The 19,722-nt window shown below is 58.9% G+C and carries 16 protein-coding genes and 2 pseudogenes; 12 read left to right on the top strand and 6 right to left on the bottom strand.

Annotation, left to right across the window (positions count from 1 at the left end):
- Positions 1-33 precede the first annotated feature (33 nt).
- From GJU48_RS10535 to GJU48_RS10555, 5 genes and pseudogenes are all read left to right on the top strand, one after another.
- A pseudogene (locus GJU48_RS10535) lies at positions 34-1,584 on the top strand (sugar ABC transporter ATP-binding protein); the annotation flags it as partial.
- Positions 1,585-1,609: 25 nt separating this feature from the next.
- Positions 1,610-2,632 carry an ABC transporter permease gene (locus tag GJU48_RS10540; protein ID WP_094952516.1) on the top strand — a complete coding sequence of 341 codons (1,023 nt, stop codon included), beginning with the start codon at positions 1,610-1,612 and terminating at the stop codon, positions 2,630-2,632.
- 414 nt (positions 2,633-3,046) lie between these two features.
- Positions 3,047-3,451 carry a TraR/DksA family transcriptional regulator gene (locus GJU48_RS10545; RefSeq protein WP_010564800.1) on the top strand — a complete coding sequence of 135 codons (405 nt, stop codon included), beginning with the start codon at positions 3,047-3,049 and terminating at the stop codon, positions 3,449-3,451.
- 546 nt (positions 3,452-3,997) lie between these two features.
- Positions 3,998-5,230, top strand: a complete 1,233-nt coding sequence (locus GJU48_RS10550; protein ID WP_371917703.1) for a methyl-accepting chemotaxis protein — start codon at positions 3,998-4,000, stop codon at positions 5,228-5,230.
- A 115-nt stretch (positions 5,231-5,345) separates the two neighbouring features.
- Entirely contained in the window at positions 5,346-5,549 is a 204-nt protein-coding gene (locus tag GJU48_RS10555; protein WP_094952518.1) for a hypothetical protein, read from the top strand.
- A gap of 6 nt (positions 5,550-5,555) precedes the next feature.
- Here GJU48_RS10555 and GJU48_RS10560 read toward each other — a convergent pair whose 3' ends face one another.
- The 3 genes from GJU48_RS10560 to GJU48_RS10570 form a co-directional block, all read right to left on the bottom strand.
- Positions 5,556-5,792 carry a DUF2789 domain-containing protein gene (locus GJU48_RS10560; RefSeq protein ID WP_094952519.1) on the bottom strand — a complete coding sequence of 79 codons (237 nt, stop codon included), beginning with the start codon at positions 5,790-5,792 and terminating at the stop codon, positions 5,556-5,558.
- Positions 5,793-5,865: 73 nt separating this feature from the next.
- Positions 5,866-6,096 (bottom strand): hypothetical protein, encoded by a 231-nt coding sequence (locus tag GJU48_RS10565; protein WP_094952520.1) that lies wholly within the window; start codon positions 6,094-6,096, stop codon positions 5,866-5,868.
- Positions 6,097-6,206: 110 nt separating this feature from the next.
- Positions 6,207-6,482 (bottom strand): hypothetical protein, encoded by a 276-nt coding sequence (locus tag GJU48_RS10570; RefSeq protein ID WP_094952521.1) that lies wholly within the window; start codon positions 6,480-6,482, stop codon positions 6,207-6,209.
- 417 nt (positions 6,483-6,899) lie between these two features.
- On the opposite strand from GJU48_RS10570, the gene GJU48_RS10575 reads away from it, so the two are divergent.
- Together GJU48_RS10575 and GJU48_RS10580 are read left to right on the top strand one after the other, a co-directional pair.
- Positions 6,900-7,349 carry a hypothetical protein gene (locus GJU48_RS10575; protein WP_176463024.1) on the top strand — a complete coding sequence of 150 codons (450 nt, stop codon included), beginning with the start codon at positions 6,900-6,902 and terminating at the stop codon, positions 7,347-7,349.
- A gap of 132 nt (positions 7,350-7,481) precedes the next feature.
- Positions 7,482-8,498 carry an ABC transporter substrate-binding protein gene (locus GJU48_RS10580; protein ID WP_094953797.1) on the top strand — a complete coding sequence of 339 codons (1,017 nt, stop codon included), beginning with the start codon at positions 7,482-7,484 and terminating at the stop codon, positions 8,496-8,498.
- A 144-nt stretch (positions 8,499-8,642) separates the two neighbouring features.
- Here GJU48_RS10580 and GJU48_RS10585 read toward each other — a convergent pair whose 3' ends face one another.
- Positions 8,643-10,769 carry a TonB-dependent receptor gene (locus tag GJU48_RS10585; protein WP_094953796.1) on the bottom strand — a complete coding sequence of 709 codons (2,127 nt, stop codon included), beginning with the start codon at positions 10,767-10,769 and terminating at the stop codon, positions 8,643-8,645.
- Between the two features lie 96 nt (positions 10,770-10,865).
- On the bottom strand, positions 10,866-11,255 hold the full coding sequence (locus tag GJU48_RS10590; protein ID WP_094953795.1) for a DUF2946 domain-containing protein: 390 nt from the start codon (positions 11,253-11,255) through the stop codon (positions 10,866-10,868).
- Between the two features lie 93 nt (positions 11,256-11,348).
- On the opposite strand from GJU48_RS10590, the gene GJU48_RS10595 reads away from it, so the two are divergent.
- Entirely contained in the window at positions 11,349-11,786 is a 438-nt protein-coding gene (locus tag GJU48_RS10595; protein ID WP_094953794.1) for a DUF3995 domain-containing protein, read from the top strand.
- Positions 11,787-12,152: 366 nt separating this feature from the next.
- Here the strand turns inward: GJU48_RS10595 and GJU48_RS10600 are convergent.
- A pseudogene (locus tag GJU48_RS10600) lies at positions 12,153-16,362 on the bottom strand (RHS repeat-associated core domain-containing protein); the annotation flags it as partial.
- 331 nt (positions 16,363-16,693) lie between these two features.
- Here GJU48_RS10600 and GJU48_RS10605 point away from each other — a divergent pair.
- The 4 genes from GJU48_RS10605 (at position 16,694) to GJU48_RS10620 (ending at position 19,291) form a co-directional block, all read left to right on the top strand.
- Positions 16,694-17,023, top strand: coding sequence for a hypothetical protein (locus GJU48_RS10605; RefSeq protein WP_094953555.1), 330 nt, complete (start codon positions 16,694-16,696; stop codon positions 17,021-17,023).
- A gap of 103 nt (positions 17,024-17,126) precedes the next feature.
- Positions 17,127-17,822 (top strand): fumarylacetoacetate hydrolase family protein, encoded by a 696-nt coding sequence (locus tag GJU48_RS10610; RefSeq protein ID WP_094953553.1) that lies wholly within the window; start codon positions 17,127-17,129, stop codon positions 17,820-17,822.
- Between the two features lie 36 nt (positions 17,823-17,858).
- Positions 17,859-18,767, top strand: a complete 909-nt coding sequence (locus GJU48_RS10615; RefSeq protein WP_094953552.1) for a helix-turn-helix transcriptional regulator — start codon at positions 17,859-17,861, stop codon at positions 18,765-18,767.
- Between the two features lie 77 nt (positions 18,768-18,844).
- Positions 18,845-19,291 (top strand): GNAT family N-acetyltransferase, encoded by a 447-nt coding sequence (locus GJU48_RS10620; RefSeq protein WP_094953551.1) that lies wholly within the window; start codon positions 18,845-18,847, stop codon positions 19,289-19,291.
- Positions 19,292-19,722 lie beyond the last annotated feature (431 nt).

The following is a 19,722-nucleotide window of genomic DNA, read 5'->3' on the forward strand; positions in this document are numbered from 1 at the left end:
GGCCACGGTCGCCCTGCTGATGGAGTACCCGATATGCTTGCTCAAGCGGTTGTCTCGCAGCCTCCCGGTATCCAGCCGCCGTCGCTGGAAGAACCCTACCTGCTGGAAATCCTCAATATCAGCAAAGGCTTTCCCGGCGTTGTGGCCCTGGCCGATGTGCAACTGCGCGTACGCCCCGGTTCCGTGCTGGCGCTGATGGGCGAGAACGGTGCGGGCAAGTCGACGCTGATGAAGATCATCGCCGGCATCTATCAGCCCGACGCCGGGGAAATTCGCCTGCGTGGCAAGCCGATTGTGTTTGAAACGCCGCTGGCGGCGCAAAAGGCGGGGATCGCGATGATCCACCAGGAACTTAACCTGATGCCGCACATGAGCATCGCCGAAAATATCTGGATCGGCCGCGAGCAGCTCAACAGCCTGCACATGGTCAACCACCGTGAAATGCACCGCTGCACGGCTGAGTTGCTGGCGCGGTTGCGCATCAATCTGGACCCTGAAGAACAGGTCGGCAACCTGAGCATCGCCGAACGGCAGATGGTCGAGATTGCCAAGGCGGTGTCCTACGACTCCGACATCCTGATTATGGATGAACCCACGTCGGCCATTACCGAGAAGGAAGTGGCCCACCTGTTTTCGATCATTGCCGACCTCAAGTCCCAGGGCAAAGGCATCGTCTACATCACCCACAAAATGAACGAAGTGTTCGCCATCGCCGATGAAGTGGCGGTGTTCCGTGACGGCCAGTACATCGGTTTGCAACGCGCCGACAGCATGAACAGCGACAGCCTGATCTCGATGATGGTCGGCCGTGAGCTGAGCCAATTGTTCCCGGTGCGCGAGACGCCCATCGGCGAGTTGCTGCTGTCGGTGCGCGACCTGCGCCTGGACGGCGTGTTCAAGGACGTGTCCTTCGACCTGCACGCCGGCGAAATCCTCGGCATCGCCGGGTTGATGGGCTCGGGGCGCACCAATGTGGCCGAAACCATTTTCGGCATCACCCCAAGCTCCGGCGGCCAAATTACCCTCGACGGCAAGCCGGTGCGCATCAGCGACCCGCACATGGCCATCGAGAAAGGGTTTGCGCTGCTGACTGAGGACCGCAAGCTCAGCGGCTTGTTCCCGTGCCTGTCGGTGTTGGAAAACATGGAAATGGCGGTGCTGCCGCATTATTCGGGCAACGGCTTCATCCAGCAGAAAGCCCTGCGCGCCCTGTGCGAAGACATGTGCAAGAAGCTGCGGGTGAAAACCCCGTCGCTGGAGCAGTGCATCGACACCTTGTCCGGCGGCAACCAGCAGAAAGCCTTGCTGGCGCGCTGGCTGATGACCAACCCACGGCTGCTGATTCTCGATGAGCCCACCCGGGGCATCGACGTCGGTGCCAAGGCCGAGATCTATCGTTTGATCTCTTTTCTCGCCAGCGAAGGCATGGCGGTGATCATGATTTCCTCCGAGCTGCCCGAAGTGCTGGGCATGAGCGACCGGGTGATGGTGATGCACGAGGGCGAACTGATGGGCACCCTGGACCGCGCGGATGCGACCCAGGAAAAAGTGATGCATCTGGCCTCCGGTTTGACCGTAGTCCACTGCCAGAATAAGAAGGTGATTGGCAATGAACGCAATAACAGACAACAAGCCTGCCACGGCACCGGTCAAGAACCGCAGGCGTTTGCCCACCGAATTAAGCATCTTCTTGGTGCTGATCGGTATCGGCCTGGTGTTTGAAGTGTTCGGCTGGATCGTGCGCGACCAGAGCTTCCTGATGAACTCCCAGCGCCTGGTGCTGATGATCCTGCAAGTGTCGATTATCGGCCTGCTGGCGATTGGCGTGACCCAGGTGATCATTACCACCGGTATCGACTTGTCTTCCGGCTCGGTGCTGGCGTTATCGGCGATGATCGCCGCGAGTCTGGCGCAGACTTCCGACTTTTCCCGGGCGGTGTTTCCCAGCCTGACGGATTTGCCGGTGTGGATCCCGGTGGCGATGGGCCTCGGGGTCGGGCTGCTGGCGGGGGCGATCAACGGCAGCATTATCGCGGTGACCGGTATTCCGCCGTTTATCGCAACCTTGGGCATGATGGTGTCGGCCCGTGGCCTGGCGCGTTACTACACCGAAGGCCAGCCGGTGAGCATGCTCTCGGATTCCTACACCGCCATCGGTCATGGCGCGATGCCGGTAATCATCTTTCTGGTGGTGGCGGTGATTTTCCATATCGCCCTGCGCTACACCAAGTACGGCAAGTACACCTACGCCATCGGCGGCAACATGCAGGCGGCGCGCACCTCGGGGATCAACGTCAAGCGCCACCTGATCATCGTCTACAGCATCGCCGGGTTGCTGGCGGGTTTGGCTGGCGTCGTCGCCTCGGCACGTGCCGCGACGGGCCAGGCCGGCATGGGCATGTCCTATGAGCTGGATGCGATTGCCGCCGCCGTGATCGGCGGCACCAGCCTGGCGGGCGGGGTAGGGCGTATTACCGGTACGGTGATCGGCGCGTTGATCCTCGGCGTGATGGCCAGCGGGTTTACCTTTGTCGGGGTGGATGCGTATATCCAGGACATCATCAAGGGCCTGATTATTGTGGTGGCGGTGGTGATCGACCAGTATCGCAACAAGCGCAAACTCAAACGCTGAAGCGCAGTTGCAAGCGGTAAGCCACACGCTGCAAGTTAGACGAGCTTTACAGCTGGTCGCTTGCAGCGTGTGGCTTATAGCTGCTTAACGCTGTAAGCCACACGCTGCAAGTTAGACGAGCTTTACAGCTGGTCGCTTGCAGCGTGTGGCTTATAGCTGCTTAACGAACTTTCCTGCTATAAACGCACTCCGATGACCATTCGCCAAGCCCGTCCTGGTGCCTTTGGAGGTTAATTGGGAAAAAATGCCTGTCATTTCAGTTGCTGAGCCCTCAAGTCGGCCTTAGACTGCCGCCCCTCGTAAATTGAGTGCCGGGTGGCGCTTGAAATGGAAGGCGCCTTTCCGAGGCCTGCAACGGTCTGCCGAAACGCTCCCTTATTCGCCTTAATGCACGTATTTTTTATAGAGAAATCAATGACAAAGGAAAAGTTGCTGGCCATGCCGGCGGATGACTACATGAATGCCGAACAGCACGCTTTTTTCGAGCAGCTGCTGCAAGACATGAAAGTGGAACACCACGAGCGCATTGAACAGAACCGCATCGCCATCGAAAGCCTGGACACCCCGGCTGACCCGGCTGATGCCGCTTCCGTGGAAGAAGAGCGCACCTGGTTGGTTAATGCTATCGATCGCGACCAGCGCATGCTGCCGCAGCTTGAGCGCGCCCTGGAACGCATCAAGGAAGATTCCTTTGGCTGGTGCGACGACAGCGGTGAGCCTATCGGCCTCAAGCGCCTGCTGATCAGCCCGACCACCAAGTACTGCATCGAAGCGCAAGAGCGCCACGAGCAGATCGACAAGCACCAGCGCCAAGCCTGATGGGCTGAAGTTGGGCGCTGTGCATGCAGCGCCCAAGAGAAATACCGGTTACGCCCAGGTCTATTGATCTGTTGCAAGCGCCTCCTCTAATAGCCCATAGATAATGGCCTGATAGTGGCGTTTAATGCAGCAACAATAACGACAAACAGTGGGGTAACGATGATGGCTGGAGACGGATCTCTGATGGGCGCAGCAGTGCCACCGCAGACGGTGGCGCGCGTGCTGCCCGGCTGGCTGATGCCGCTCCTGCAGAGCACCGCCCTGGTGCTGGTACTCCTGGGCCTGGCGTTTGCCGGCTGGCCGATCTACCTGTGCCTGCCACTGGCCTTGCTGGTGATCTGGCTGCCTCGCGTTAAAACTCAAAAGCCCGTACTCACGCCGTCAGCCGCGTCCGATGCGATGGGTGAACTGACCCGCGATCTCTCCTACACCACCAGCCATAACGCGCTTTCCGCTGCCGGCGTGGCCTATTCGGTCAAGCAACTGGCGGCACGCTTGCAGTCACAGTTGAGCGCGGCCAAGCAAATTGTTAGCAGCGCCGAAGTCATGATCGGTACCGAAAAGGTCACCTCGCAGCTCAGCCGCCAAGCCCTGGGCGCAGCCACCCAGGCTCACCAACGCAGCACCGAAGGGCGCGAAGTGCTGGCCCAGTCCATCACCCGCATGCACCAACTCAGCCAACGCGCCAATGCCAGCCGCGAATTGATCGAGGCGCTGAGCCAGCGCAGTGAAGAAATCCAGCGCGTGACCTTGGTGATTCAATCCATCGCCAGCCAAACCAATTTGCTTGCATTGAACGCGGCCATTGAAGCCGCGCGCGCCGGTGAGCACGGGCGCGGCTTTGCTGTGGTTGCCGACGAGGTGCGTGGCCTGGCCGGGCGTACGGCCATGGCCACCGATGAGGTCGGGGTGATGGTTGCTGATATCCAGCATCGCACCGCGCAAGTGGTCGAGCAGATTCGCCAGTTGTCGTCGGACCTGCACACCGGCGTCGAACAAGTGGAACACGCAGGCGAACACTTGCAGAGCATCGCCAGCCTGGCGGCGGACGTGGAAGGGCAGGTCAATGAGATTGCCCAGGGCACCGACACCAACCGTGTGCAACTCGACAGCTTGTTCCATGCCGTGGAGCAGATGCGCAGCGACCTGACCGTGAGCGACCTGCAAACCCGCCAACTGGCCGATGCGGCGGTGCAGATGGAAGGGCAGGCCGAAACCATCAGCGAGCGCTTGGCCGAAGTCGGGTTGGATGACTATCACCAGCGTATCTACGACCTGGCCCGCGAAGGCGCAAACCGCATTAGCGAACAGTTCGAGGCCGATGTAGTGCAAAACCGTATCAGCCTGCAGGACTTGTTTGACCGCAGTTACACGCCGATCCCGAATACCAGCCCAAGCAAATATCACACGCGTTTTGACGGTTACACCGACCAGGTATTGCCGGCGATCCAGGAAGCGCTGCTGCCGCGTCATGAAGGTTTAGTGTTTGCGATTGCCTGCACACCTCAAGGTTACGTGCCGACGCACAACAAGGCGTTTTCTCACGCCCTGACCGGTGACGCGCAGATCGACGCGGTGCAGAACCGCACCAAACGTAAGTTCGAAGACCGCACGGGCATTCGTTGCGGCAGTCATCAGCAGGCTGTGCTGTTGCAGACCTATACCCGTGACACCGGCGAGTTGATGCACGACTTGTCGGTGCCGATCATGGTCAATGGCCGGCATTGGGGTGGGTTGCGCCTTGGCTATAAACCGGAAGGGGCAAAGGCCGCGCGTTAGGGATTGTTGCTGATTATGCAATGAAGCTATTCCTGGGATAGCTTTTTCCAACTGGAATAAAGCCGTAGCATGGCCAACATTGTTAGCCAGCTAACTAATGCTGCGGAGAAGCTCCATGCAAAACAAAGTCGATGTCGCCGTGATGATCGGCAGTGGTGTTCCCGAAACCCTGCGTGCGTTGGGTCAGAAAGCCTGTTGGGTGGTGCTGATCAATGGCGAGCAGCGCGGCACGGCGTTCGCCAGCCGTGATGAAGCGCAGGAATGCAGGGCTGCCTGGCAAGCGCTGTTGCGCCTGGAACAGTCAGACAGCCTACATTGAGGGGTATTACTGGGATTGATGTAGGCGCTGGTTCAACTCGTCCACGGGGATGGCCCATTCGGCGTCCTCACGCAGCTCTTCCTTCAGAAAATTCGCCTGTTGCGACGTCCAGAAGGGCGCATCGATCAGTTTCACATCTTCGCCCAGCGGGTGTGCGCCGATGAATGCGTCGATGGCCTCGGGGGTCGAATCCAGGCCCAGTTGTTCAAACAGGGTTTCGAGCGTCGGGATTGGCGCGTCCATATTTCAGTCTCCATGCAAGGTGATGGTCGTTGTGCATGTGAGGCTTGGTGCGCGGCAGAGTTCTATCGGCGTGTCAGGAATTGAGTGCACCTGAGTCCACAGCGGTTTTCAGGGCCTTGGCGGCATCTTTTGCCGCAGTTGCGGCGGCGTCGACAGTTTTGAACCAACGGTCTTTTTCTACCTGGTGTGCTGTGACAGTGGTCAGCGGTGGTTTGGCCCGCATGATGATCACCGCTTGAAATTCACCGTCTACTTCCCTCGCATCGCCATGGATAAAAAATTCGCCAATATCAAATTCCGTCACGTATAGCCTTCCCTTCAAGGTAACTGCACTGATGAAACCTGACCCCTATGGGGCAAACTTCAATGGACGCGGTAGTATGGCAGTTGTTGAGGGGCGACGGCGCAGTAAAGTCATCCAGATGACGAAACGAGCCCTGCGTGAGGGGCGTGCAGGCTGGCTTCGAGTTTTTTGGCCAACTCGCAGGCTTGGATGTGGTTGCTGCGAAAGCCTTTGATCCTGCCGCTGGTGACTTCCAGGATATGAAAGAAATTACGCCCAGCAGGTACAACTTGGTAAAGAACAGAATTGGAGTACCCGCTGTCGCTTTGCAAGCAGTAGTATTGGCGCTCGTCTGGGCATGATGAGCGAGTGCTGGAAGACATTACGGCGTGTTGACGTGGTTGCATGGTCAGCTCCTGTCGATCGATCTTGTTGACCCACCAGCAGCGTTTCGGGTGGTTTTGTCCCCTGTTGCTGTTTTAGTATTGTCGTTGGCAGTCGATGCTTGGTTCCATGCCAAGTATTTTGTTATGTGTTTGATGTCGGAAACTGCGCTTTTTATTTGGGTTATTCTCTGAAGCTGGTCGGCCCGTATTCTCGGACCGTTGAACCTGTGATTTGCTGTGGGGCCTGAAGACCTTCGTCAGGTCGGCGGTCTCAGGTTCCAAGTGCAACAGTCAGTTGATGTTTCGACGCAGGATCTCTTCAGTTTTTTAACGCGTGTGTGATCGTGCCGTTACGGCCGTTTTTTTGTGCTGCCCGCTCTGGCGGTTGGTACTCTTTTTTGATGTGGGGGCGTTTCCTTGGCAGTCAGTAATCTGGATATGCACGCGTTGTTCGTGTTGGGTGATTTGCGCGCAAAGTTGGTCAAGCAGTTTCAATCCCGTTTTGTTTACATCACAGAGCAGACGCCGGAAGGCATCTACATCGCCGAAATCGATACCGAGACGGCGCTGGTCGTGGATGACAAGCAACACCTGGAACTCAAGGTGGGCGATCATTTTCGCGCAGCCGTGTTGCCCAGTCGCGAAGGTGGAAAGTTCGAATTGAAGTTCCGCGATATCAAGTTGACGGTGTATGGCTTGGGCGATTACGCCTTTGTTTCCTCGGCCGAAGGCCAAGGCATCGTGTTCAAGGAAGGCCACAGCGTGATGCTGGTATTTGCCGCCAACGAACAACTGCAGGAAGGCCTGACCAAAACCCTCAAGGCCGTGACCGGCAAGGCCGCCAAGTGGCGCAAGGGTGAATTGGTAACGTTCAAGGCCAGTGAGTAGTCGATAAACCTCGGGTGTATTTATGCTCTCTCGGAACCTCTACTACAGTTGAGTTGACTTAACTATTCAGAGGCTTCGCGCATTGGCAGCAAAGCCGTCCGCTATGGCTGCGAAAACGCGAGGTGCAAAGGCATGAAAGGATTGAGAACCCTATTGGCAGCGTCCCTGACGGCCTTGAGCCTGTCGGTGGTTTCATTGCCGGTATCGGCTGCCCAGGCACCGGTGCATTTCGCCGACCTGAACTGGGAAAGCGGCAGCCTGATCACCGAAGTACTGCGCTTTATCGTCGAGAAGGGTTACGACCTGCCCACCGACACCTTGCCCGGCACCACCATCACCCTGGAAACGGCCCTGGCAAAAAATGACATCCAGGTGATCGGTGAAGAATGGGCCGGCCGCAGCCCGGTGTGGATCAAAGCCGAGGCCGAAGGCAAGGTGGTGGGCCTGGGCGACACAGTCAAGGGCGCTACGGAAGGCTGGTGGGTGCCGGAATACGTGGTCAAGGGCGACCCTGCCAAAGGCCTCAAGCCTCTGGCCCCCGAGCTTAAAAGCGTACAGGACCTGGCGCGTTACAAGGACGTGTTCAAGGACCCGGAATCTCCAGGCAAGGGGCGCTTTCTCAACAGCCCGATCGGCTGGACCTCGGAAGTGGTCAACAAACAAAAGCTCAAGGCTTACGGCCTGGACGACAGCTATGTGAACTTTCGCAGTGGTTCGGGCGCCGCGCTGGATGCCGAAATTGCCTCATCGATTCGTCGAGGCAAGCCGGTGTTGTTCTACTACTGGTCGCCGACGCCTTTGATGGGGCGCTACAAACTGATCCAGCTGGAAGAACCACCGTTTGACGCCGATGCCTGGAAGACACTGACCGACGCGGAGAACCCCAACCCTAGGCCGACTCGGTCGTTGGCGTCCAAGCTGAGCATTGGCGTGTCGACGCCGTTCCAGCAGGAACACCCGCAGATCGCCGAGTTTTTTACCAAGGTTCAGTTTCCTATCGAGCCGCTGAACAAAGCCCTGGCTGCGATGAGCGAGAACCACACGGCGCCACGGGAAGTGGCTCAGGTGTTTCTCAAGGAGCATCCAGAGGTGTGGAAGGCGTGGTTGACGGCGGATGTGGCGCAGAAGGTTGAAGCGAGTTTGCGCTAACACGGTATGCAGAACCCTGTGGGAGCCGGGCTTGCCCGCGATGGCGGTGTATCAGTCATGTATGTGTGTTCAGTCATGTATGTGTTGACTGTCACACCGCCATCGCGGGCAAGCCCGGCTCCCACAGTTGATTGCATGGCAGGCTTAGAACTTGGTTTGAATCGCCACCTCGAAGGTCCTTGGCGACCCCAGGTAATACGCCGGCGACACATGCGCAAACTCGGCATACACCTCATTCGTCAGGTTGCGCACGCGGCCGGTCACCGAGGTGTGCGAGTCGACCCTGTAGCGCAGGAACGTTCCGAACAACGTGTAGGCCGGCACCGTCATGGTGTTGGCATTGTCCGCATACACTTGTGCGACATACCGCGCATCCACGCCGCCTTGCCAATCTTGCGTGAAGTCATAGGTCAGCCATAGGTTGCCTACGCGTTTTGGCACGTTGGTCGGTGTATTACCCTTGCGCGAGACCACGGCGCCGCTGGCGATTTTCTCGTTGAAGTCGTCGTATTCAGCATCCACCCAGGCAAAGTTACCTTCCGCCAACAGTTTCGGTGTGATGCGCAATGAGCTGGCCAACTCGATCCCCTTGGACGACTGCGCCCCCACTGGGATGCTGTTGTTCGGGTCTTGCGGGTCGGTGACGGCGAAATCCTTGCGCTCGATCTTGTAGGCCGCGACCGTGGCCGAACCGCGACCCTCCAGGTACTCAAACTTGCTGCCCACTTCCCACTGTTTGCCGGTTGATACGTCGAACACTTGAGTGGTGGTCGATGGCTGCTCGGCCGCCGTGCTGTATTGCACATACACATTAGCCGAGGGGATGAACTGGTAGGTCAGTCCAACACGCCCGGTCACCGGTTCCCAGCTGCGCTTGAAGTGGCGTGGGTTGGTGGCCGTCACTTTGCTGTGGTTGGTTACGTCCAAGTCGATAGCGTCGTAACGCAGGCCGGTGAGCAGTGACAATTTATCGGTGAGGCCAAGGCGATTTTCCACGAACAAGGCTTTGGTGGTGACTTCGTTGGTCTTGTCCTTAACAAACCCGGGTTTGGTGCCTGGGATGTCATAGAAGTGCCCAGGGTTGTAGTTGTTCGGGTCTACGGTGCTATTGCCCGGTTTGTTCAGCGGGTAACTGGTGGTGCTGTTGACCTTGTACTCAAAGCCGCCGGACCAGGTGGTGGACAGGCCGAAGATCGTGTCGTCATGGCGCAGCTCGAACTGGTTGCCGTTCTGTTCGCCCTGATGGCGCACTTGGTAAGCGGTCGAACGGTTCACTGCGCTGTTGTCGGCGTTGTACTGGTAGGTTTCCAGGTTGCGGTAATCGCGCTGGCTGTCCAAGTGATAGAGGGTGTTCTTCAGCGTGGTGCTGTCGTTGATTCGATAGTCGATGATCGAACGTGCCCAGATCGTGCGCTGTTCGTACCGGCCATCGGCAACATTGTAGTTGTTGAAGCGGTTGTGCCGGTCGATCTTCAGCTCACCGGCCTTGGGGTTGAGCACCGGAGTGCCCCAGTACGGGCTGTCTTCCTGTTCGTCCTGGTATTCCAGTGCCAGGGTGTGGGACAGGTTGGGGGTCAGGTCACTGAGCAGCGAAAACGCCAGGCTCCAGGCTTCACGCTGGTCGCGGTCGATGTAGCTGTGATTGGTGTTGCGGCTGACGTCCAGGCGCGCGTAATGCTGCACCTCGGCGCCCGGTTCTGTCAGCGCGTGGTTGAGGCCGAAAGCCATGCCGGCGGTGTCGTAGCTGCCATAGGTGAGCTGGCCTTCGGCGGCTTGTTCCTCGCGGGTTGCCAACTTCGTCACGTAATTCAGCGAACCGCCCACGGAGCCGGCGCCATTGATCAAGGAGGAGGGGCCGCCGACCAGTTCAACGCGGTCATAGATCCACGCATCCACTGGGCGTGCCAAGCCGGTGGCGACGTTGATGCCGTTGAACATCTGGGTGATCTGGCTGCTGGTAAACCCACGGTAGGACACAAACCCGCCAAACCCCGGCGGCGCGCTGGCGTTGACGCCGGGCAACGTGTTGGCCGCATCGCGAAAGGTCTTGGCGCCATGGCGCTCGATATCGTTACGAGTGGCGATGGCCACCGACGCCGGGGTTTCCCGCACGCTCAGGCCGAGGCGCGACGCCATGCCGCTGGATTGATCCAGGGTCAGGCCGGGCTCTGCGGTTTGTTCGCCATCGATGGTGGTAGGCGCCAACTCGAGCGCCCAGCCACAGACAGGCAGGCAGCCGAACAGGCCCGCCAACAAGGGTAAATGTTTCATGGTTGAATCCTGAAAAACTTGGCTTGAAAAACAACGCACAGCCGCGCGTATTCCCCAATGGGAACGTTGGCCGGTGCAGATCAGAAAGCGAAGGGGTCAGGCGAAAGCGGGAGGCGCGCGCGGGTTGGCCGTGGGCCAGGTGAAACGGGCAGGGATATCAGCGGCGAGAACCACCGCCGGTGGCGGCGCATGGGGTTGCGGCAACACCGCCACATTCAGGCTGGAACTTAGCGCCGGGCCCATGCCGCCGGTCGAACACAGCGGGCAACCAAACGCCTTCGACAGCGTCGGCAGGTTCTCATCCGTGGAGTTGCTCTGCTTGGGCGCCTGGGTACGCGGGTCCACCGTACAAAACTGCCCGCTGATACCGTTGAGCTGCATGCCCACCATCTGCCCATGACCAATACTGCACGCGAACACATTGAACAGGACGCAGCAATAGAGCATCCAGGCAATGAGCGAGCGGTCGGCACGAGCGATTTTCATGGGGCGGCACTTTACCATCACCCGCCGACGAAATACCCACAAAAAATCTCAGGGCGACTATCATCACTCGCACATTTTCAGGGAGCGCCCGCCATGAGCTTTGTCATCGCGCGATGGATCGTTGGGGTTTTTACCTGCATCAGCATGGTGCACCTATACTGGGCCGCTGGCGGCAAACTCGGCAGCCTTGCCGCCATCCCCCAACTGCCCGGCGAATTCGCCCACGGCCCCCGACCGGCGTTCAAGCCCTCAGCGCTGGGCACGTTCCTGGTCGCAATGGGCTTGGTCGCGATAGCGCTGCTCGTCTGCCTGCGAGCCGGTCTGTATTTTTCGCCGGTGTCCCATGGGGCGTTGCAATGGGGGATCAGTGCGATAGCCGTGGTGATGTTCGCCAGGGCGATTGGGGATTCGGAGTTGGTGGGGTTTTTCAAGAAGGTGGGTGGGTCGAGGTTTGCAAGGCTGGATACGTATTTTTATTCGCCGTTGTGTTTGGTGTTGGGGGTGGGGTTGTTGGTGGTGGCGTGGGGGTGAGCTCGGCTGTCTTAGGTTTAAGCCCAACTAACGCAGTCATGGTCATCCATGTAGATCAAAAATGAAAAGCTCACATCCGTCACCCAAAATGGATACCCGGTTGTATCAGATAAAATACGTTCAAGTTGCTGGGGGGGGCCGATTTCCCATGCTCTGTAGGAAGTGTCGCAGACGAGGAAAATCAACTGATCACTTTGAATACGATTGCCTTGTCTTCCCTAGTCTAGGATCGAGCACTGGGTCTGGGTGTTGCGTACGCGGAACTCCTGCATCGACTTTAGCTTGTTTGAAAGCACCATTCCTTGAAACCTCCGGTGTAGAGGGTTCGGCAGGTTTGTCACATGTTAGAGTTTTCCTACCTTTAGGTGGACAGTTGGCGCTTAACCCCGTTGGGTCCACCCACCCCGTCGGGTTGGGCGCGTACTGGTACGCGTTGATCCCACCGGCCAGCTTCACTGGGTCAGGCGTCAGGTAGCGACCAATATCTGGATTGTAGTAGCGGTGGCGGTTGTAGTGCAGCCCGCTTTCCGGGTCGAAGTATTGGCCTTGAAAGCGCAGCCGGTTGTCGACTTTATTTATGTCGAGGCGACTGATTTGGCCATAGGCGCGGTAATGCGCGGACCAGACGATTTCGCCGTCGGGGGCCGTGAGTTCCTGTGGCGTGCCGAGGTGGTCGAGTTGGTAGTGGAAGGGCTGGGTGTCTTTCGGCCCGAAACCTTCCAGCAATGCCAGCGGACGGAAACTGTCCGGTTCGTAGAGGTAACTGCGATGGCAATCTGCGTGATGTTCCGCAACCAGCTTGTCGCCTTGCCAGAAAAACTCTGTGGTTATGCCGTCGACGGTTTTGCTGATCCGCCGCCCAAACGGGTCATAGCGGTAGCTGGCCGTTTGCCCGTTCGGTTGGGTAATGCCGATCAACCGATGCTGACAGTCGTAGCGGTACTCGGTGACGAACTGGTGACCCTTACCGCGCCTTTGGCGGATCAGGTTGCCAAAGGCGTCATAGTCGTAATGATGATCGCCCTGGATCATCAACCGATTCCCCGCCACGATGTCCGGGCCGGGGCGGTCTTGCATTAGCAGGTTGCCGGCTGGGTCATGGCCAAAGCGTTCCTGCACGTCCTGCGAGTGGTCGGCCCGAGTTAGGCGGGCGAGCGGGTCGTAGTGGTAGTGGTGTTCACCTTTGCGAGTGTCTAGCAGGCGGGTCAGGTTGCCGGTTTTGTCGTAGTCGTATTGGCGGCGATAGAGGTCATGGTTTTCTTGAGTCACCGCGTGGGCGTGCAGGCGGTTTTGCTCGTCGTAGTGGTAATGGCTGAGGAGTTGGCCTTGTTGGCGCTGGCGTTCTCGGCCGGTTTTGAACAGGTGAGACGTGAGGGTTTTGCCATTCAGCTCGACGGTGGCGAGGTGGCCGCCTTTGTCGTGGTTGAAGGTGAGACGATTGTTGTCCGGCAGGCGCAGGCTTTTCAGCTGGCTGCAGGCGTCGTAGCCGTAGCGCAAGGTGCCCCAGCCTTGGTGTTCGGCGGTGAGGCGGTTTTGGGCGTCGTATTCGTAGGCTAGCGCCCAGTGGCCGTCGTCGACGCTGAGGAGGTTGCCCTGACGGTCGTAGGCATAGTCAACAACACCGCCGTCGGGCAGGGTTTTTCGTACGAGGCGGCCGGAAGGGTCTCGCTCGTAACGGGTAAGAAGCTGACTGCCGTCGTCGCCGTGTTCGGTCTTTTCCAGCAGGTTGCCGTTGAGGTCGTAGACGTAGGCCGTGCGCTGGCCGTCAAAGCCGATTTCTTGCTGGATCAGCCCGTTGAGGTGGTAATCAAGCTGGTAGGTTTCGCCAACTTCATTTTCGATCTCTGTCAGCAGCAACCGGGCGTTGTCGTAGCGGTATTTGACCTGGGTGCCGTCAGAATTAATGCGCCGGCTTATCAGGTGCAGGCCGTCGGCGTATTCGTAGCGGGTGACGTGGCCGAGTTCATCGCGTTCGGCGGTGATTTTTCCGTAGGGGTTGTAGCTGTATTCCCGCGTTGCGCCGTCTGGAAGTAGGACGCGAATCAACCGACCTACACCGTCCCGTTGATACTGGGTCAGGGCGCCATGTTCGTCCTCAAGTGCAGTCTGTCGCCCAAGATCGTCATAGCGATACCGCTTGATACCGCCATTCGGCAGTTGTTCTTCAACGAGCTGCCCACGCTCATTCCAAACCAGCCGGTGACAACCGTTATCTGGGTACCAAACCCCAATCAGTTGCCCGTGTTTGTTGTACGTATAGTCCGTAACGTGGCCATCAGGATCCGTCTTCGCGTACGTCGCCCTGGTCATTACGCTCATATTTCCAAACCGCTTCACCACGCCGTACGACTCGTACGAACCCGTTGTCATGCTCGTAGGAAGTCGGCTCATCCTCTCCAGGAAACATCGCCACCAAGCGTCCGGCTTCGTCGTATTGATACGCCGTCACCGCCCCGAGCGGGTCCTGCTCGACCGTCAGCCGGCCTTTGGTATCGTAGGATTTGAAATGCTCAGCGCCGTCCGGATCAATGCGCTGCACCAGCCGCGCCCGCTGGTCATGGACATAAACTTCCTGGCTACCATCCGCGTTGTGAACCGTAACCTTGCCGCCGTCCTCCCACGCATACCGCGTGTCCATCTGTGAAAAGCTGGCCCAATGCCGAACACACCGCGCCGCCTTACCAGCCCGTTCCCACTCCCAAAAGAAACTCGCCCCACCGGCCAACTGCCGCTCAAGAATGACGTGCTGATCGTCGTACCGATAAACCTCGCTTTCACCTACGGCATTGGTCGCTGAAACCAGTCGTCCAGCCTCGTCATAGGCGTAGGAAACAAGATTCTGCTCAGTCACCCATACGTAGGGTTCATACCCTTTGGCGCGATGAACCTGATAGTCAACGGCAACAATGCGACCCAGCTCGTAGCGCAGAAACAGCGACCGACCCGCACCGTTATCCAGCCGCTCAATCCGACCGGAACGATCACGAGAAATCCGCAGCCGGTTGTCATACGCATCGCTGATCGCCGTCAGCACACCGTCGCGAAAGTGATAAAACCGTGACGCCTGAGCCAGCACCAACTCATCAGGCAGCGACCCCAAGTAAATCGCCGCTTCGGCCAAACTGTTGGTGATCGCCGGTCGAGCCACCGTGGGCAAGGGCAGGGCAGTAGACCGGTTCTCATGATCCGTCCAAACCACCGAATCACCGTCCACCACCAACCGCTGCGCCAGCGAGTGACTCCAGCCAAACCCCAACCCACAATCCACTTCCACCGCACTGGTGCGGTACAAACGGGTCCACTCAAACGGCAATATCCCATCCAGCGCGCCATCGGTAAGAGTCAGCAACTCCTCGCCGGTGACCATCGACACCGGGCAGCCATTGGTGGCCGTTTTATCCGCAGGCGCCGCCGCATCTCCCTGCGGATTCTTCCCCGCAACAGGCACATCATCCACATGCTCTTTGTGCTTCAACACCGCGTTCTGCCGCGCCCGCCAGCGCATCTGCATCGTGCCTTGCTTCAGCCCACCGACCACGCCGCGAACCGCCACGGCCTTATAGCGATCCACCGCCTGCATGAACTGGGTCAGAATCGCCAGCAGGCTCCTGACAAAGCCAACGGTCGCCTCAAGAATCCGCGCGCCATACTTGACCAACCGCAAGCTCAGATACGCCACACCCGCCGCTGGCAGTGCGATCATCAACACCGCGCCAATCACCAGATCGATCAGCAGTGACACCACAAACCCCGCCGCCGCCTCGGCGATCTCGCCAGGCGGCAGTGCGTCCAGCCACAGCATCGCCGTGCGCACCATCAGGTACAGCGCGGCCTCATCGCTGGCGAGCAACATGGCCTTTTCCATGACCTTGGGTGCATCGGTGGCCAGCTGCGCCAACTTGGCCGCCTCGCTGCCGAGTTGTTCGACGTACTTCAGCGGGTCTTCAAGAATCGCCTGCACCAGCTTGATGCTGTCCCACACGTCGCGGATCGCCGCCCAGCTGCCCGCCAGCACGCCGCTGCCAATCGCGCTGGCGGTCGATTGCTGCCAATAGGGTTTGAAGTCGTTCCATTGCTCGCGCAGCCATTGCTCGAGGTCCGCCGTCAGCCCGGCGTAGGACGCAAACAACGCGTCCACCTGTTGAGTCGACGCGCCGCCTTGCACCCGCACCTGATACCGCCCGCCGGCCACGCAGGTATGCGAGCCTTTGCCGTGCTCATCGAGCATGACAACGGTGGAACTGCCGTCCTCCAGCCGAATCACCTCAACCGGGATGTCACCGATCGGCACGTCGTACACTGACTCGAATAGGCTCTCGATCTTCAGCTCGCCGCCCAGCGGGCACATGACGACGGTGCCCAGAACATCCGGGTCGGTCATGCTGGCCGTGGTCTGTGAGGCCCCCACCCGCAATACCCGATCCATGCCCAGCAGTGACGGCATATCCGTTGCGTGGCTGACCGAATCCAGCGCCCGCGCGTACCAGGCCCCCATCTGCTGGCGATACTCCGCCAGGCTCAGATGGAAGCCGTTGAGTTCATGTTCGATAAAGGCGATGTGGGCAGCGTTGGTCATCCGTGACGTCTCGGCAAAATGGCAAGGCGTCGGAGCATGCCGCAGGAAAAAGCGCCTGGATGAACGGCTGGGAAAATCAGAAAGGGACGACTTTAAGCGGGTAAAAACCGCGAAGAACTAGCCAGGAGACTTACACAAAAAAGCGATCCAACTGATTGCGCAAAAACGCGGAAAATAGAAAAACACGCTCATCCGTGCCCGATTTGCGCCCATGGCCGCTCCGGCCGGCAGAGCTCGCTCGGCTCGGCCGATAAGGCAATTTAATGGCCCCTTTGTAACAAAATCCCCGCCAGAATCGCTTTTATTTTCAGGTGGTTAGGTGGGAATGCAAATGCGCACTGTTGGAATCATGCTGATCGCCTGCTCCATGGCAGGCGGTGCAGTTGCCGTGCAGGCACGGGAGCTGCGCGACGGTGACAAGTACATGTGCAGTTGGGGCGCGGGCACCGCCGCCAGGGCCCAGGAACTCAAGCTGTCGGGCGTGTCGCTGTATGCCGCGCGGCAGAAGATCCAGACCATCAAGTTCAGCAAATCCTGGATGCGCATGATGGCCATGGGCATCACCGAGCAGACCTATGACAGCCGTTCACGGCTCAAGCCCGAGGCGATTCGCCAGAGTTTTTATCAGGATTGCCTGCGTTATAAGGTGGCGCGTAAATAATCCATTACCTGCACCGGCCAGTGCAAAATCTGCGTAAGCCTGTCCAACTTTGCCCTGGCGCCGCTCGCCATACTGGCGCCAGGTAAACCACGAGGCACAGGCCATGACTGATTACGTATTCACCCCCGAGCAGCTTCCATCCCTGGCGATCCAAGGCAGCGCGGCGCGTTTCCCGCTGCGCCGGGTGTTTTGCGTGGGCCGTAACTACAGCGAACATGCCCGCGAGATGGGGCATGACCCGGATCGCGAGCCGCCGTTCTTCTTTATGAAACCGGCCGATGCGGTAGTGCCTGCCGAAGGCGTGATCGCGTATCCGCCGCTGACCGCCGACCTGCACCATGAAGTGGAACTGGTGGTGGCCATCGGCAAGGGCGGGGTGGATATCAGTCCTGAAGACGCCTTTTCCCACATCTGGGGTTACGGTGTCGGCATCGATCTGACTCGCCGCGACCTGCAAGCCCAGGCGAAAAAGCTTTCGCGCCCGTGGGAATGGGCCAAAGCCTTTGATGAGTCGGCGCCCAGCACGGCCTTGCAACCGGTGAGTGCGGTAGGGCACCCGGCCAGCGGCAAAATCTGGCTGAAGGTCAATGGTGAACAACGCCAAGTCGGCGACCTGGTTGATCAGATCTGGTCCGTCAGCGAAGTCATCAGCCACGCCTCCAAATCCGTGGCGCTCAAGGCCGGCGACCTGATCTTCACCGGCACACCCGCAGGCGTCGGTGCATTGCAACCGGGGGATGTGGTCACGGCCGGCATCGACGGCATCGGCGAGCTGAGCTTCACCCTCGGCCAAGGTTGAGGCTAAAGTGGTGCCCAGGCCACCCGAGAGACCGTTATGCCAGGCACCCGCGTCACCACCTATGGCATGGAGCAGCGCAGCGACCGCCCCGACTTCTATATCCGCGACAAGCGCGGGCGGGCGGCGCTGACCAGCCCGCATCGGCATGAGTACTTCCAGATCCAGATCAACCTGGGTGGCGACACCGTGCAGCATATCGGCGGCGCGGTGCGGCCGTTTCCGCGCAAGGCCCTGGCGTTTATCCTGCCCCATCGCCTGCACGTGATTCCCCATCCTGAAGACGGCGAGTTCATGCTGATCAACTTCAGCCAGGCGTTTTTCCTGCCGCAACTGACCTGCGACCCGCTGGACCTGGAAGACATCCCCATCGGCCAGGCGCCGGAGCTGTCACCGTTTCGCTTTCAGGAGCAGCTGGATTTCATCCTCGACGACGCCGCCTTCGACGAAGTGAACACCTGGGTCACGCACATGCGTGCCTTGGACGCCCATCGCACCTTCGGCGCGCGCGAGCGGTTAAAAGGCTACGTGTTCCAGCTGATCGGCCTGGTCTGCGAGCAGTACGCTGAGCCCTTGCAAGCATTTGCCGCCAACAACGCCACTCGACGCGGGCGCAAGGATGCCTTGGCGCGCGTGCAGGGCTATATCCGCGAGCATCTGCACGAGCCGACCCTCAACCTGACGGATGCCGCCGCCGCTGCTTTCCTATCGCCCAACTACCTCACCCACCTGTTGCGCAAGGAGACCGGCAAACCGTTCTCCCAATGGGTACTTGATCGCCGCATGCAATTGGCGCGCACTTTGTTGCTCAACAGTGCGCAGATGATCGGAGTTATCGCCCAGCGCTGCGGGTTTACCGACGAAGCGTACTTTTCTCGTTGTTTCCGCAAGGCCCATGGCTTCGCGCCGGGGCAGTTTCGCCGTCAGCAACAGGCGCAGCCCTTGTAGGCCGCGCGTTTTACAAATCCACCACAAACCTTATGTTTCTATGTGCATACAATTGCATCCTTCAACAGGAGGCCTGTATGCAAACGCTGATACGTGTGGCGACACTGGACGATATCGACACGCTCTTCGCTATCCGCACCTCGGTGGTGCAAAACCACCTGAGCCGCGAACAAATGAACGACTTGGGGATTACCCCACAGGTGGTGGCGGATAGCATCCGCGAAGCACCGTGCGTGTGGATCGCCGAAGTGGAAGGTCAGCCCGCCGCCTTTTCCATGGTCGACCTGGCCGCAGGCGAGGTGTTTGCGATGTTCGTACAGCCCGGCTTCGAAGGCCGTGGCCTGGGCCGCCGCTTGATGGCGGTGGCGGAAGCAGCCTTGTTTGAACGCCACGACACGCTGTACCTGGTCACGGACGGGCGCGACGAAATCCGCGCTAACGGTTTTTACCAACGGCTGGGCTGGTCGAAGGTTGATCGCGTCGAGGGTGATGACGTTCGTTATGAGAAGAGCAGGGTGCCTTAATGCCATGAACCCATCACCAGCCCCTTCGTCCTACATCTTTCGCTACTTTGCGATTGGGGTTGTGTGCGTCGCGGTGTTACTGGGCGGCTATTTCGTGCGGCTTAATGCCCAAGTCGATCGGGAACGGGCAGAGGTGGTCGAGCGTTTGGCCCTTTGCAGGCAAGTGGAACGTGTGGCCGGCGAGGCGGCGTCAAACAGCGCGCGTCAAACAGCGCTGAACTTCGCGAGACGTGCCGTCAATTCAATGGGCAGTCCTCCAACAGCGTTACATCGCATTAGGTAATAACCATTTTTAATACAAGGAAATATAAGCGGTACTTGCACCAAAAAGTGGCACTTATAATCCCGTCTACCTTAAAAAAGGTGTGGTTATTGAATGACTTACGACGATTTTAATCCGACGAAAGGATTAAAATAATCTTGTTCCGGCT

Origin of the sequence: Pseudomonas sp. IB20 (assembly GCF_009707325.1) — a bacterium.
In the GTDB taxonomy this organism is placed as follows: Bacteria; Pseudomonadota; Gammaproteobacteria; order Pseudomonadales; family Pseudomonadaceae; genus Aquipseudomonas.